This window comes from Okeania sp. SIO2C2, assembly GCF_010692625.1.
In the GTDB taxonomy this organism is placed as follows: domain Bacteria; phylum Cyanobacteriota; class Cyanobacteriia; order Cyanobacteriales; family Microcoleaceae; genus Okeania; species Okeania hirsuta.
Genome location: NZ_JAAHGM010000078.1, coordinates 1 through 15456, shown reverse-complemented (window position 1 = coordinate 15456; position 15456 = coordinate 1). Strand labels below are relative to the sequence as shown.

10 protein-coding genes and 1 pseudogene are annotated in these 15456 nt (G+C 33.4%); 8 read left to right on the top strand and 3 right to left on the bottom strand.

Annotated features, from left to right (window positions below; all coding sequences use genetic code 11):
- Positions 1–709: 709 nt before the first annotated feature.
- From F6K18_RS31940 to F6K18_RS31925, 4 genes are all read left to right on the top strand, one after another.
- The gene (locus tag F6K18_RS31940) at positions 710–3805 is read left to right on the top strand and encodes a UPF0182 family protein (RefSeq protein ID WP_287526950.1); all 3096 of its coding nucleotides are present in this window, start codon (positions 710–712) and stop codon (positions 3803–3805) included.
- 1156 nt (positions 3806–4961) lie between these two features.
- On the top strand, positions 4962–7439 hold the full coding sequence (locus F6K18_RS31935; protein WP_287526948.1) for an NB-ARC domain-containing protein: 2478 nt from the start codon (positions 4962–4964) through the stop codon (positions 7437–7439).
- 1495 nt (positions 7440–8934) lie between these two features.
- On the top strand, positions 8935–10422 hold the full coding sequence (locus F6K18_RS31930; protein WP_287526947.1) for a multicopper oxidase family protein: 1488 nt from the start codon (positions 8935–8937) through the stop codon (positions 10420–10422).
- A 204-nt stretch (positions 10423–10626) separates the two neighbouring features.
- Positions 10627–11184, top strand: coding sequence for a DUF411 domain-containing protein (locus F6K18_RS31925; protein ID WP_287526946.1), 558 nt, complete (start codon positions 10627–10629; stop codon positions 11182–11184).
- Positions 11185–11488: 304 nt separating this feature from the next.
- Here F6K18_RS31925 and F6K18_RS31920 read toward each other — a convergent pair whose 3' ends face one another.
- Positions 11489–11632, bottom strand: coding sequence for a hypothetical protein (locus F6K18_RS31920; protein ID WP_287526945.1), 144 nt, complete (start codon positions 11630–11632; stop codon positions 11489–11491).
- Between the two features lie 173 nt (positions 11633–11805).
- On the opposite strand from F6K18_RS31920, the gene F6K18_RS31915 reads away from it, so the two are divergent.
- From F6K18_RS31915 to F6K18_RS31900, 4 genes are all read left to right on the top strand, one after another.
- Positions 11806–12132: a hypothetical protein gene (locus F6K18_RS31915; protein ID WP_287526944.1), complete on the top strand. Its 327-nt coding sequence runs from the start codon at positions 11806–11808 to the stop codon at positions 12130–12132.
- Positions 12133–12499: 367 nt separating this feature from the next.
- A complete protein-coding gene (locus F6K18_RS31910) occupies positions 12500–13144 on the top strand; it encodes a DUF488 domain-containing protein (protein ID WP_353735239.1) in 645 nt (214 codons plus the stop codon).
- 166 nt (positions 13145–13310) lie between these two features.
- Positions 13311–13757 (top strand): DUF488 domain-containing protein, encoded by a 447-nt coding sequence (locus F6K18_RS31905; RefSeq protein ID WP_287526943.1) that lies wholly within the window; start codon positions 13311–13313, stop codon positions 13755–13757.
- The gene (locus F6K18_RS31900) at positions 13745–14419 is read left to right on the top strand and encodes a hypothetical protein (RefSeq protein ID WP_287526941.1); all 675 of its coding nucleotides are present in this window, start codon (positions 13745–13747) and stop codon (positions 14417–14419) included. The genes F6K18_RS31905 and F6K18_RS31900 overlap by 13 nt, the downstream gene beginning before the upstream one ends.
- A 156-nt stretch (positions 14420–14575) precedes the next feature.
- On the opposite strand, the gene F6K18_RS31895 is transcribed toward F6K18_RS31900, so the two are convergent.
- Positions 14576–15112 (bottom strand): DNA-binding protein, encoded by a 537-nt coding sequence (locus tag F6K18_RS31895; RefSeq protein WP_287526940.1) that lies wholly within the window; start codon positions 15110–15112, stop codon positions 14576–14578.
- A gap of 245 nt (positions 15113–15357) precedes the next feature.
- Positions 15358–15450 (bottom strand): annotated as a pseudogene (locus F6K18_RS31890) (IS630 family transposase); the annotation flags it as partial.
- Positions 15451–15456 lie beyond the last annotated feature (6 nt).

Sequence of the window (15456 nt, the reverse complement as noted above, 5' to 3'; positions counted from 1 at the left end):
TCTCTCAAGAGAAGAACATTTTTATTATGGCTAATTAATGAGACTTGATATTGCTACTTAGTATTGATGACTGACTACTCTCGTTCCTGCTAATACTAATTTGATGTGAGACTGCACAGGATGAGGTATTAGGTCGTAGATCTTAGGTATTGGGTGTTATATCAAATACGGTTGAATATTTATTATATAGTTGGGAGCGGGGGAGTGAGGGAGTAGGGGAGTAGGGGAGTAGGAGGAGGTTAAATATTGAAGTAATACCAATTTCATAAACTGAAACAACACTTGTAAAAGTATCTATCAAGCTTGAAAACTAAGGTGTCAAGTTATGTTTAGTCTGACTTTAGGAAATTGGTATAATTATAGGATTATAAACAGATATTATATAATAGGATTCTATGTGTAATTAACCAGATTTGATATTATACAAATTTTATGTGAGGTGGCACACAATTATGAAATTTATTAACTTGTCTATCTCGATATACACTCAATCCCAATCAATATATTATTCTATGCAGCTTCTTATTAATTTGGTATAATCTCATATCCGGATAATTAACGATCAAAAAACTTTTTCCCTTCAAGCCTTTTCTTCCCTTCTGCCTTCTACCTTTCTTTCTCCAAAGTTTAAGTATTCAACCAGACATGATATAACTGTAGAGAAACTCAATAAAATTGCTATAAAACAACTAATCGAAAATTATATACCATGAAATTAAATATTATTTACAAGCTAAAACTTAGGTTATCCAAAACACTAGAAAAACTCAAATTCCTACAGATATTAATTATATTTGTCATTCTCTTAGGATTGTGGGCAGCATTTGATTTCTCAACTAATATATTGGCTGAATTTTTATGGTTTGAAGAACTTAATTATTTGCCCGTACTAATAACTAAATTGCAAACAGGAACTTTATTATGGATAATTACTTTTGTAGTTACATCAGTCTTCTTTTTAGCAAATCTCAGACTAGCGAGTATATTTAAGTATCCAAAAAATCACAATCGAAAAACCAAAGTATATGAAGAAATAATGCTAATTCAACCAGTAACTATGCCATCATGTAAATTGCGTATTGAACCCTCATTTAGTCTAGGCTGGTTGTTATGTTTAGTATTAGGATTAATTTTATTAATAGGACTGATTCTAACCCATTATATTCAGGTATTTACTGATTACTGGTATCCTGATTTCACAGTTGCAAAGGTATCTCCACAAATTCCTTCAGAATTTAGCGTAGAATCAATTTGGCAAATATTCAGTCAAATACCGTCTAACTGGTGGCTATTAGGATTATTTATTGTATTAGGTATTGTTATCACTGTTAATCCTATATTATGGTTAAGTATATTTGCGATAGTGCTAAGTTTAATTTTTAGTTTTATTCTTTCAAATCATTGGGGAAATATATTACAACTATTTAATGCTACTCCCTTTGCTGAAAGAGAAGATTTATTTCATATCAATATCAGTTTTTATGTTTTTCAAATTCCCGTATTACAATTATTAAAATTTTGGTTAGTAGGATTATTTTTATATGGACTGGTCGCTTGCACTCTCATCTATTTATTGTCTGGAAATAGTCTAAGTAAAGGCAAATTTTATCAATTTTCCCAACAACAACAACGACATCTTCATGCTTTAGGTGGAGGCTTTATATTAACCATAGCCTATAGTTACTTTCTAGGTTGTTTTGAATTACTTTACTCTCCACGTGGTGTTATTTATGGTGCTGGCTACACAGATGTCAAAGTTCAGCTTCCTGCTTATATATTTTTGGCATTTTTAGCATTATTAATTGCATTATTTTTGTTTTGGCAAGCAATTTTTTCTATTAAAGATATTCAACCTTATATTGAAGCCAGTCTCCGATTTTTACGTTTGAGTCGAAGAAGGAAAAAAAAGAAAAAATTGAGTGCAAAATTATTTGCTGATAGCTATTCATTAAGGGCTATATTAACATGGTATTTAGCCATCGCAGCAGTAACTGGTTGGTTATTACCAGAAATTGTACAAATAACCATCGTACAACCTAACGAAATAGAACGAGAAAGTCCATATATTAAACGTAGTATTAAATTTACTAGAGAAGCATATTTCGATCCAGAAAAATTAGAAGTAAAACTATTTGACCCAGAAAATCAACTTACCTATACTGACTTAATAAAGAATAAATTAACCATTGAAAATATTCGCCTTTGGGATACAAGACCAATTTTACAAACGAATCGACAATTACAAGAAATCAGACCATATTATGAATTTAAAAATGCCGATATAGACCGCTATACATTCCTGAAGAAAAAAGAAGAAAGAACAAAAAATAATCCTACCGAAAAACAACAAGTAATCATCGCAGCTAGAGAACTAAACTATGAATCTGTGCCTCAACCAGCACAAACTTGGGTCAATGAACATTTAGTCTATACTCATGGCTATGGTTTTACTCTTTCTCCAGTTAATCAAGTTGAAGAAAGTGGATTACCAGAATATTTCGTTAAAAATATCGGACCAGATCCAACTCTTAAAAAGAATAGTACCTTAGAAGTATTAGAAAGGATTAGATTCAGTATTCCTATTGGTAAACCTAGAATTTATTATGGAGAACTTACCAATACTCATGTCATTACTTCCACTGCGGAAAAAGATAGAGAATTAGACTATCCCAGTGGAGAAACAAATACCTATAACACTTATAGTGGCAGTGGTGGTATTGTCATCGGTACAAGCTGGAAAAGATGGGTATTTGCTAAATATTTGAAGAACTGGAGAATGTTATTCACTAATAAATTTATACCTACAACTAAAGTCTTATATCGCCGCAATATTAATGCCAGAGTTCGATCGATCGCCCCGTTTTTGCGTTATGACCAAGACCCATATTTAGTAGTAGCTAATCCTCAATTCGGCAAACAAGATGTTACTCAAACAACTCCCAGTTACCTCTACTGGATTTTTGATGCTTATACTACAAGCGATCGCTATCCTTATTCTGACCCAGAAAATAACGAATTTAATTATATTCGTAACTCAGTAAAAGTTGTAATTGATGCCTACAATGGCTCAGTAAAATTCTATGTTGCTGACCCTAAAGACCCAATTATTACAACCTGGAAAAAAGTTTTTCCTAATATGTTTTCTCCCATAGCAGAAATGCCAAAAAGTCTCTATGCTCATATCCGTTATCCAGTAGATTTATTTAAAGTACAATCCGAACTATTGGCAACTTATCACATGGATGACCCCCGTGTATTTTATAATCGGGAAGATTTGTGGCGGGTACCTATTGAGATTTATGGTAATCAACAGCAGAAAGTAGAACCTTATTATTTAATTACAAAATTACCAGCAGAAACTTCAGAAGAATTTATTCTTTTTCTACCCTATACTCCAGCAAGTCGTAATAATTTAATTGCTTGGTTGGCAGCTAGATCGGATGCACCAAATTACGGTAAATTACTTTTATATCAATTCCCTAAACAACGATTAATATATGGTCCTGAACAAATTGAAGCTTTGATTAATCAAAATCCAGAAATATCGCAGCAAATTTCTCTTTGGGATCGTCAAGGATCGAAAGCAATTCAAGGAAATTTATTAGTAATACCAATTAATCAATCCTTGCTCTATGTGGAACCGATTTATTTAGAAGCAGAGCAAAATAGTTTGCCAACTTTAGCTAGAGTTATTGTTTCTTATGAAAACCGAATTGTAATGAAACCAACTTTAGATGAAGCATTAAAAGAAGTTTTTGAAGTAGAACCATTAGAACAACCCTTAGTTGTGCCACCTTTGGAATAGGTCGATGAAAAAGGAAGAAGGAAGAAGGAAGAATAATCTGGCTTTGTCTGAGTTTTAAGCTTTTGATATGTCAAATACAGTAATGGCGACTACCATATCATCACAACTTGTTTTTCTCAAATATAGTATTAGGAAAATATTCTAATTAATCTTTTCTTTTGCAGGTTTAATGCCCCACCGTTAACGGGGGTACTTAAAATTGTTTAGGGTGATAATATCAAATCCGCCTAGTTGCACATAGATCCAATAACGTAATAATCAGGGTTTTAAGCTATTGATTGTGAGGGTATTTAACCGGATTTGATATAAGACACGAAGTGGCCTGTCCTTGATTATTCATAAGCAATTTTCCCTTTCCTAGGGAATGCTGCACAAACAGCATAGCTGCCTTCTTTAATCATTAGACCTCTTGCAAAAGTTTTAATTACATCAATTAAAGATATTAAATCAACAATTTAATCTCCCTATTCCCTAACTTATGCAAGAAGTCTATAGTATTGTCCACTGCTAAACCTGCTTCTATTCAATTCATAAAATTTAAGTTTTATATAGCTATAGCTAAGGCTAGATTATCACGTTATTTGTGATAGTTATTAATACCAAGCGTGAAAAAAAATAATTCTACAAAAAAAAGACTAAAAATTATGCCTAAAAATAACTTTTACAATCCTATAATCTAGCTATTTCGACTGTGATTTATTTTTTTATGATTTGTTTATTACTTCTTTCTTGCTGATATTACTTGTAATCAACACTTATCAAGTTGATATAACATCTTTATATCCTAATAAAAAATAGCTCTTAACTGTTATCTTTTGTAAAACAAAGATTAAAAGATATGAATCATCTATAATGTATTGAGATTTAATTTCTTATTTCTTAATAAGATTCAAACAAAATATTAACACATTAGAAAAATAATTATAGTAATCCCAAATGATTGATAAAAAATCTCAGGATATATAAAAACTCTGAAACTTTTACCCCTGTTCCCTAAATTCAAAGATATTTTTACTCACAACTGAAACATGATTACTATATAAGTATTCTTACTCTGTTATCAAATCAAACAGCATCATAAGTAACAGTAAAATTTCATAACTTTAGATATGATTAAAATCATAAAGTTAAAAATATATCAAAATCTTAAATAAAAATGAAAGTAGAAGAAGCATTGGAAGTTCTGGAGACAGTTTTACCTCCAGGCTCCTTAAACACTGTGAAAATAATGGTATTTTCTCAAGCATGGTTCGGAAAAGGATATGCTGAAATAGCAGAACAAGCAGGTTATGACTCAGACTATATTAAAGGAGTAGCTGCCAACTTATGGCAGAATCTATCAACTGTACTAGGCGAAAAAGTCACCAAGAAAAACTTTCGTGCATTGCTCAGACAAAAACTTGGCACTCACAGATCGCCGATCTCTAAAACCCAGTTAAGCACTCAACAGCAAATAAATTCCCCATCTTTAACACAAACACAAGATCGACCAAAAGCAGTTGATTGGGGAGAAGCCATAGATGTTTCCGTTTTTTACGGACGTTCCCAAGAACTAAATCAACTACAGCATTATATTCTAGCAGACGGCTGTCGTTTAGTAGCATTACTTGGCATGGGAGGCATTGGTAAAACAGCAGTAGCAGCAAAAGTCGCCCAACAACTACAGAATGAATTTGACTATATAATTTGGCGATCGCTGCGCCATGCTCCTTCCCTAGAAACAATTCTCACTCAACTCGTGTCATTTTTATCCCAGCAAGAATGTAGCCAAGGGGAACTAAGCAAACTAATTGAATACTTGCGCAACTCACGTTGCCTAATAATTTTAGATAGTGTCGAAAGCATTTTACAAACTGGATGTACAGGTCACTATCGCCCTGGCTACGAAAACTACAGTCAACTCTTTCATTTAATCGGCGAAACATCCCACTCTAGCAGTCTCATCCTCACCAGTCGAGAAAAACCTCCTGAAGTAGCAGCCTTTGAAAGTATAGATGCAGCAGTACGCTCTCTACAACTACTGGGTTCTAAAGAAGTAGCCGATGCTTTACTAAGAACCAGAAAAATATTAGGCTCAGAAACACAAAAACAACAACTTAGTGAATATTATAGCTATAGTCCCCTAGCCTTAAAAATTGTCACCAGCTCCATCACAGACTTATTTGATGGAGACCTGTCAGAATTTCTGCAACATGGCACAAGCACCTTCAATGGTATTCGTCGCCTCCTTGACCAACACTTTCAACGTCTGTCAGAGCTAGAAACAAAAATCATAGTTTGGTTGGCAATTAACCAAGACTGGACGAATGTAAAAAAATTGCAAACTGATATTGTGCCAGCAATTTCCAAAGCAAACCTCTTAGAAAGTTTAGAAGCTCTCATCTGGCGCTCTCTAGTCAAGAAAAAATCAAGTATGTATACAGTCGAACCTGTAGTAATGGAGTATATTCTCCACTATTTAATTGAACAGGTTGTTGCTGAGTTAACTACTGCAAATTTAGACTTATTTCTCAGTCATTCTCTAATCATCACCACTGGCAAACGCTATATAAAAGAACGGCAAAATAAGCTGATTATAGAACCTATCGCCAGACAACTCAGCACAATATTTAGTTCTACTCGAGCCCTAGAACAACAATTATTATTAATTTTAAACAAACTACAAGCAAGTGAAACTTCCTTGTGTGGTTATGGCATTGAGAATCTGATTAACCTGTGCATGAAACTACAGGTTGACTTAATGGTAGGTGATATTTCTCCGTGTCAAATAGAATCTCATAAATCTGCTAATACCTGCTCCCAAAAAGCAATTGAAGTATCAGCTACAGTTAACTCGAAATCTTCTAACTATTGTACAATAGTTCCTGGGAAACTTTGTCCTGCTATTAGTCAAGCAGATAGACAAAAATGCCATGAAAGTAATGACTCACAGTTACTAGATCGTAGTTCTTGTGTTTGTCCGACTAATTCTGTAGATGTGTCTGACCAAACTTGCTTAGAACCACCAAAACAAGAAGATGAAAATCTTTTAGACTGCCCAATGTTGTTGGAAAAAATGCAAATACCGACATTGGGTAATATTGCTGTCATAGCTTCTAGTCCAAATAGAGATTATTTAGCGATCGCTGATAAATTAGGAGAGATTCGTCTGTTATCAATGGTGAATCATCAGCCACATCTAGTTTTTGAGGGTCATACTCAAGAAATACATTCTATTGTTTGGAGTCCAGATGGAAATCTTCTCGCAACTGGTAGCAGCGATCAAACAGTAAGATTATGGGATATTAATACAGGTAAATGTCTTCATATTTTTGAGGGACATAAAGCTCGAATTAATTCCTTAGTTTGGAGTCAGAATAATCAAACTATTGCTAGTAGAAGTGAAGATGAAACTATTAAACTCTGGGATATTTCTACTGGCGAATGTTTGCATACTTGGTTAGCTGAAAATTTTCTTCAATCCTCTACTAACTTGGATTTACTATCAATTGATATGTATGAATTTTTAGCTCCTACTTTTTATGATGTTGAATGTCCTGTTAGTCTAAGTATTAATCAAATAAGCTTTGTTGAGGTTGTAGATTATCAATTTAATTGTACGCCCATAGTATCTTTCTTTGCATATAAAACTTAAGTGAATTATCTGATTTTTTTGATATTTTTATTTGATCCGTGTTTGTAATTAAGAATTAATTAATTGATAATGGATAATTGATAATTACCTCTGGTTAAAACCGAGAGGATTGAAGATCAGGAAATATTATTCTTTTTTTCCCCTTAAAAGGGGAGAATTTAAACCATAATTATTTAATTATTAATTACTAATTATTCGGTAAGTTAAGTGCGAGTGGGGTTGAATATTTAATGGAAACTGTTTATGGTTGAGGTTATCGTTTTAATCCCGTGGATAAGTAAGTAGGTAGGTCTAATTAGGGTTTGCTGAAAAAGTCTTATGGGTGAGGGTAGGAGACAGGAGACAGGAGACAGGAGAAATGGGAATTTAGAGTATAGCAATCCTATTTTATTTGTGTATAAAAACCTTACTGCTTTTTGGGAATAGGCAATTGGCAATAGGCAATGGGTAAGAGTTTCGGAATTTATTTCTACTTTTTGATTTGTCGTAACCTATTTAGGATTGCTATAGGTAGGAGCTAAGTTTTGTAAGAATGATTTCTCTGCCAAACTTTTGCCTAAAATACTAACTTTTTGAGCATGAATAGCTGAAAAATTAGCACTTTTTTTGACCTCAAAAATGCACTTTTCTTTATATGTAAATGCTTTTAGATTTAATCAGCAAGGGTAAGCATTCAGCCGTCAGCCATCAGCATTCAGCTATTGTGCTTTTAGTTTAGGGTCAAAGCTGTATTAACTGTCTTACTACAAAAGTTGCCTCCTTTACCCTTAAAGTAAGTTGTTAATTTAAACACTGTCCTTAAAGATAGAGTCTTGTTGCTGATAGCTGACAGCTAATAGCTGAATGCTTACTTTCAAGGAGAGGTAATAATTAATAATTAATAATTAATTATTAATTGTTGAACGTATTTACCGAATTTTAAAATAGTTGATTTTAAAATAAAAAACTAGGTAAGCATTCAGCATTCAGCTATTAGCTATTGCTTTTAGTTTTAGATAAAAGTTTTAGTAATTGAGGCAGAATTTATACTTACTACAAAAGTCGGCTAAAACAGTCTATATTCATTTAAACCCCCTCATAAGAGCTGAGAGCTGACAGCTAATAGCTGAATGCTGACCAGCAAGGTCTAATTAAAAATTAAAAAAAATGTAGGAGCGAGTTTAGCAGAAAGCCTTGTAAGTCAGCAATTTAGTTATAAAAACCCGCCCCTTATTCTATTATACAAACCATGATAAATGTTTGTTACAAATGATAGGGAGGTTGTATGCAACGTCCGTACAAAAGAAGGTATCCCCCCTACCCTCCTTTGAAAGGGGAGAGAAAGAAGGAAGAAGGGATAAATATTGAAAAAAAGGGAAAAACAATATAAATAACTATTCTTTAATCAACTGTGCTAGCTATTTTAAGTACATTTGAGGAAGGTCTACCTTTTTGTAGCATTCTTTTTTCACTATTGGTATTATATAAATACCAATATTTAGTACAGATTTTGATTATGAAAAAAATTAACCGCCGAAGATTTTTAAGCTTAAGTTCTAGTAGCGCTATTGCTGTTTTAATCGCTCAATGTAGCAACAGTAATACTCAAAAAAATCAAGAAAACTTTCAAACATTTTCATCCGAATATAAAATTAACCAAAGCCAAGATGGAATTTTAGAAGTAAATTTAATAGCCAGTATTAATAAAATAAATCTAGGAAATAAACAAGCTTATGTATTAAACTATAACGGACAAATTCCCGGACCGAGATTAGAAGCAAAACCAGGAGATACAATTAGGATTAACTTTACCAACAAATTACCACAACCGACAAACATCCATTATCACGGACTACATATTCCCATCACCGGAAACGCTGATAACGTATTTATGAAAATTGCACCAGGCGATCGCCTGACATATCAATTCCAAATTCCTCAAAATCATCCTGCGGGAATGTTCTGGTATCATCCTCATTTCCATGGTTTGACAGCAGAACAACTTTTTGGTGGGTTAGCAGGATTATTTATTGTTCGGGGAGAGTTGGATGAAATTCCCGAAGTTAAAGCGGCTGAGGAAAAATTTTTAGTATTGCAAGATTTTGCTCTAGACCGACAAGGAAATTTACTGCCATCCCAAGAACTTTCAATTATGACCGGAAGGGAGGGAGATTTAATTACCATTAATGGTCAGTCTAACCCTAACTTGACAATTCCACCTCAAGGTTTATTACGGTTACGAATTCTCAATGCTTCCACTTCCCGGTTTTATCAGTTGTCTCTAGAAGAACACCCATTTTATTTAATTGCTACTGATGGAGGAGCATTAACTGAACCCATAGAAATATCAGAACTGTTATTAACTCCTGGAGAAAGAGCAGATATCTTAATCCAAGCTAACCGAGAACCCGGAAAATATCGCTTGTTGAATTTGCCCTATCAACGAGTAGGTATGGGGATGATGGGAAGAGGCATGATGGGAAGAGGTATGATGGGAAGAGGTATGATGGGAAGAAATGCTCCTGAAAATCAACCGCAAGTTTTAGCAACCGTGAGTTATAACACCAAGGCTGCTGCTGTGCCATTGCCAACCAAACTAATACCAGTAGAAGCATTGCCAGAAGCTCAAAAGATACGTCGTTTTCAGATGAACCATGGCATGATACCCGGTCAAGGCATGGCATTTCTGTTTAATGGTCAACCATATCAGCTAGAAAGAATTGATACTCAAGTTCAACTTAATACAGTTGAAGACTGGGAATTAATTAACACAGGTATTATGGATCATCCCTTTCATGTTCACGGCAATGCTTTTCAAATTGTGAGTCGGAATGGGAAACCAGAACCCTATCTCGCGTGGAAGGATGTGGTATTGGTGAGACCAGGGGAGACAGTACTGATTAGAATGCCTTTCCGAGATTTTCCTGGAAAGACTGTGTACCATTGTCATATTCTCGACCATGAAGATTTGGGAATGATGGGTAATCTAAAAATTCAGGCTTGAAGTAGAAGGTTTATAGCAGTCGAAGCAAAGGGTGCGGACAGATAGAGAAGCTCTAAAACTCAGACAACGTAATACTTTTCCTTCTTCCTCTCTTGGTGCGCATTCCCTTGCGTCTGTCGCCGACGCGGGGTCGCACCGCTTCTTCCTTCTTTCTTCTGCTATATAATTAAAAAAAGCACTTATAGATTATTTGAGGTAATAGTGATGAAAAAATTTTTCTCTAATTGGATACAGTCTTTAGTTGCTGGTGTGGCAGTTGCCGGAGTTTTGGGTACTGCATATTGGACTTTTATTGGTTTACCCCAGAATTCAACACTAAATAAAACAGCTCAAACTGTTTATAACTCTGGTTTATCCACAACAGACGTAGCATCACAAGCACTTAATATTACTGTTTACCGTACTCCCACTTGCGGATGCTGTAAGGGATGGGTCGAACATATCAAGCAAAACGGCTTTCAAGTCACTGATATTGTTAAACCAGAGTCAGAAATTCAAACTATTCGGCAAAAATATAATCTACCCTCAAATTTGGCTTCTTGTCATACAAGCGAAATAGCTGGTTATCTCGTAGAAGGTCATACCCCAGTGGCAGACATAAAAAATTTAATAGTAAATAAACCAAATATTGCCGGAATTAGTGTTCCCGGAATGCCTATTGGCACCCCTGGTATGGAAATGGGCGATCGTCAAGAATCTTTTAATGTCTTTGCCTTGAAAAAAAATGGTCAAACTCAAATTTTTAATTCCTATAAATTCTAGAATTTATAACAGATAAATTTAGAACCAATCAATTTTTAGGGAGGTTTCATGGAACCTCCCTACATTATTTTTTACATTTACATTTATTGCTGAATAGGGTTTTTCAATTTGTTGAGAAATAAGCTTTTAAGACTGGAAAAAAATCTAGTTATCAAAACCAGCTCTATTCTTAAAATTATTTTTTGTACTGTCGGCGAGTCTGAAACCACATCATAATTCCAGTCACTACCAACATTAACATTTCAAAAGCATTTAAAAATGGATAAATTATCTCTAAATTAATTCTCTCAAACTTACCTCTATGTCATTCTAATAGCCAAATAAAATTCTCAGCCGTACCAGTAATAACTGAGATTTTAAATAGAGAACCTGTCATTAAACTAAGTAGTACAGGAAAACACATTATTGGTGCAAATAAATAGTAAAGTTGGCGCATCATAATTTTCATAATTTGTCACTTCTGATATTTTTTCTACTAATATATTAGGAAAGTCTCTTTCATCCTTTTCATCTCAAAAAAATCCCGTTTAAATTTAATCCCAATTTCATATTATTGAGTCAAACTAGCATTTAGTAAAAATCATGTTAGTTTTGTTAGTTTTGTTTGAATAAAATATCAATATGTCCGATAAAATCAAAAATAAACCATGCAACCTCCGTCTTTTTAAAACTCTCATTACTACTGCCATAATTGGAATAACAATTTCAGTATTAAACATCATACCCTCTGTTGCTCAAACCAAACAAAAATCACCTCTAAAATTAGTACAAGACCATTCACAAATGCACCAACATAATGGGCAAGATTTAGACAAAATCCACAAAATACTGACTCAGATGCGAGAAAGTATGGCGCAAATGAATTCTGATCAGGTCCAAAATATAACATCCGAGCAAAAACAAGAAATGAAAAGGCACTACGAAGACATGATTAAAGAAATGCAATAAATGGTCTCTCAGATGTAGCAGGCAGTAAAAGCAATGGAAAAATAAAACTTTATAGATAAATCTATCTAATTAACCATAAATTTTTGATTGGAAATTGAGCAAAAAATTAACTAAAAATATGAAAACTAACCAACTTAACAGAGAAAATTTATTACTCTTTTGGAGGAGATGTCTATTTTACTCACATACATATAGAGAGAATTGACTTAATCAAGGAATAAAGGTATAATCCGTTATCAAACATACCTTTATATTGTAATCCATCATAGCAAAGTTAAAATTCAATAATAAACAGCAAACTCTGATGGTTCAACACGCTGGTATCGTAGTACATCTCTAAACAATTAGAAAATTTTTTAAATCAGCAATGATGAAATTATTTACTATTGGTCATTCTAATCATTCCATCGAATCTTTTTTAAGTCTCTTACAAAAACATCAGATAACAGCTGTAGCAGATGTTCGTTCCTATCCTTATAGTAATTATTTACCTCATTTTAATCAAAAAAACATTAAGCAATATCTACAGAAAATCAATATTTCATACATTTTTTTAGGCAAAGAATTAGGTGCAAGAACTAATAATTTAAGTTGTTACGTTAATGGAAAAGCTTTATACGAGCTAATTGCTAACACAGAAGAATTCCAAAAAGGTTTAGAAAAAGTTTATCAAAGTTTGGAAAATTATAATATTGCTTTGATGTGTTCTGAACAAGATCCAATTACTTGTCATCGTGCTATCTTAGTGAGCCGACATTTAACAAATAAAGGTTTAGACATTGACCATATTCTTAAAAATGGTGAATTAGAAAATCACTCTGCTCTTGAACAAAGACTACTACAAATTAACAATCTTGTTGAAAAACCCCAGCCATTTTTACAATTAAGTCTTTTTGATACTGAAAGCTTCAGCCAAAATGTTACCCAATCCACTAACAATTCTCAATCTACAATACTTGAAAAAGCTTACAAAATTCAAGGGGATAAAATTGCATATGTAAACAAAAAATAAGTAAGCATTTCCTACGGAATGCTGCGCAAACAGCTATTAGCAGTGAGCATTCAGCTTTGCAAAAATAAAGCAACTATAGCAATCATATTTCCCTTTTTTTGAATGTTTACCCCTTCTTCTTTCTTCCTTCTTCCTTCTTCCTTCATTTATAAAATGAAAAAAACTAATGAAAAAAACTATTGAAATTTTTACTATTGGATTTACAAAAAAAACCGCTCAAGAATTTTTTGAGAATTTAACAGAATCAAAAGTAAAATGCGTTATTGATACAAGAGTCAATAATGCTTCTCAACTTGCTGGATTTGCGAAAAAAAAAGACTTAGAATATTTTCTTAAAGTTATTTGCAATATTGAATATATTCATATTCTAGATTTAGCACCTACTAAAGAACTTTTAGATGATTATAAAAAAAAGAGAATTACTTGGGATACTTATGAACAAAAATTTAATAACCTGATTAGTGAAAGAGAAATTGAAAAAAAATTTTCACCTCAACTTTTAGATGGAGGTTGTTTGCTTTGTAGTGAAGCTAAACCACATTATTGTCATCGCCGTTTAGTAGCTGAATATCTCAACAAACAATGGGGAAATATTAAAGTATGTCATCTCTAAAAAAAATAATTTGTTTAGCTAATTCCTACAAACTAAATGAGCGTTGTATTGCAGGAATTGATTTAGATACAGGAAAATGGATTCGTCCAGTATGCGATCGGCAATATCCTGAAGATGGAAGAGTACCTAAAAGAATTAGATTTGTTGAAGGTAGAGAACCAAAACCTCTTGATATTCTCGAAATTCCTCTTGATAATAAAGGAAACGATTTCGGTTTTGAAAGTGAAAACCTTTCAGTATTAAAAGGTGAATGGAAATGTTTAGGTCAAGCTAAAGTTGAAGAGATACTTAAATATTGTAATAATTCAGACTATATCCTACATAATTCTCGTAAATATGTTAATCCTTCCTATCTAAAAACAGTTCCCTTTCATCGACGTCGAACAATTGAAATTGTTAAAGTTAAAAAGCAAAATTTTTCTGTTTCTCGAAATGAAGAAGGTAAATTTCGAGGTAGTATCAAAAATAATAATGGTTATTTGCTCTTAAATAATGCAAAAATTACCGATCCAGAATTTATAAAAGACTTAGAAAACAGATCTTCTCTAACTTCAAATAATCTTTTAGTGACTATAAGTCTTAGTATGCCTTATGCTCCTTCTCCAAATTGGGAAGGAGAACCTCCTTGTTGGAAGTTAATAGCAAATATAATTGAGTTTTGATTTGCCTAAAAGCTAATAATACTAGGTGCTTTCCGTTCCAGACTCCTCCACAAACCCTCACTCCCCTACTCCTTCGCTCAAGAAACATAGAAAAGTTTTTGAGAAGCATAAGACTATAGAGGAACCTGATAGGTAAGATTCAAACTAACTTTTTGACTAGGATGCTTCGATCAACTCATCAATATTTGTCTTATTAATTTCCCAGATTTCTTCTTCTTCCCATTCCCAAATCCATCTGCTATCAACCCGTTTCACCTTCCCGTCAAAATTATAAACTGTCGCTGTTGCCAAAGTTTCAATCCAGACAGTCGCTCCACAAGAATGAGGTTTTTCTGGTCGATAAACAATCTGACAAGGACCGTGAATATCTATTTCGTGACCTTTGGCTAAATTTTCAGAACCTCGTTTAGCAGAAACTACATGAAGTTCGGTATTCTTATTATTTTTATTGATGCCTATATTGGGGCGATTGAAATGAATTGTATTCTTGCCACAATGTTTACAAGAACGCCAACGAGGTTTAGGACCGCGACTCCGACCTGCAATTCTAGGCATTCCTTTATATAAAGGAATCACCCAAGTGCGACTATTAATCTTTCTAGCTCCTTGAATTCGACCTTCTTGGAGCAAAACTCGGACTCTTTGAGCAGAAATACTTAATAGAGAAGCTGCTTCAGTAGTACCAACAAACATGGTTTTTTAACTATTTTGATATACGCAATAGTATAACATGAAAGTTCGCCGATCATTTAAGTAGGAGTTATTGTTGATAAATAATGGTATTAAATATTGTTGGAAATATAGGAATAAATAGTCTTATAACTGTACCTCACGCTTCCTCAAAAGTGCTGTAATTTTCTTAAATGTCGATCCCTCATTGGCCCATCGCTATAATTGCAAAATAAATTTGTATAGTTATTTAACTTAAGAGTGAGACATTAAGCTACACAATAATCACGGATTATTTCATCTAAAGATTTATGGGTAGGAGCATACATTATGGCTCTTTTTAATGCACTGAAATCATGTTCTTAATC

Excerpts from the sequence above, each read along its gene's own strand:
- F6K18_RS31925 (WP_287526946.1), top strand. The coding sequence starts at position 10,627 with ATGAAAAAATTTTTCTCTAATTGGATACAGTCTTTAGTTGCTGGTGTG.
- F6K18_RS31915 (WP_287526944.1), top strand. The coding sequence starts at position 11,806 with ATGTCCGATAAAATCAAAAATAAACCATGCAACCTCCGTCTTTTTAAA.
- F6K18_RS31940 (WP_287526950.1), top strand. The coding sequence starts at position 710 with ATGAAATTAAATATTATTTACAAGCTAAAACTTAGGTTATCCAAAACA.
- F6K18_RS31905 (WP_287526943.1), top strand. The coding sequence starts at position 13,311 with ATGAAAAAAACTATTGAAATTTTTACTATTGGATTTACAAAAAAAACC.
- F6K18_RS31935 (WP_287526948.1), top strand. The coding sequence starts at position 4,962 with ATGAAAGTAGAAGAAGCATTGGAAGTTCTGGAGACAGTTTTACCTCCA.
- F6K18_RS31900 (WP_287526941.1), top strand. The coding sequence starts at position 13,745 with ATGTCATCTCTAAAAAAAATAATTTGTTTAGCTAATTCCTACAAACTA.
- F6K18_RS31920 (WP_287526945.1), bottom strand. The coding sequence starts at position 11,632 with ATGAAAATTATGATGCGCCAACTTTACTATTTATTTGCACCAATAATG.
- F6K18_RS31910 (WP_353735239.1), top strand. The coding sequence starts at position 12,500 with ATGATGAAATTATTTACTATTGGTCATTCTAATCATTCCATCGAATCT.
- F6K18_RS31895 (WP_287526940.1), bottom strand. The coding sequence starts at position 15,112 with ATGTTTGTTGGTACTACTGAAGCAGCTTCTCTATTAAGTATTTCTGCT.
- F6K18_RS31930 (WP_287526947.1), top strand. The coding sequence starts at position 8,935 with ATGAAAAAAATTAACCGCCGAAGATTTTTAAGCTTAAGTTCTAGTAGC.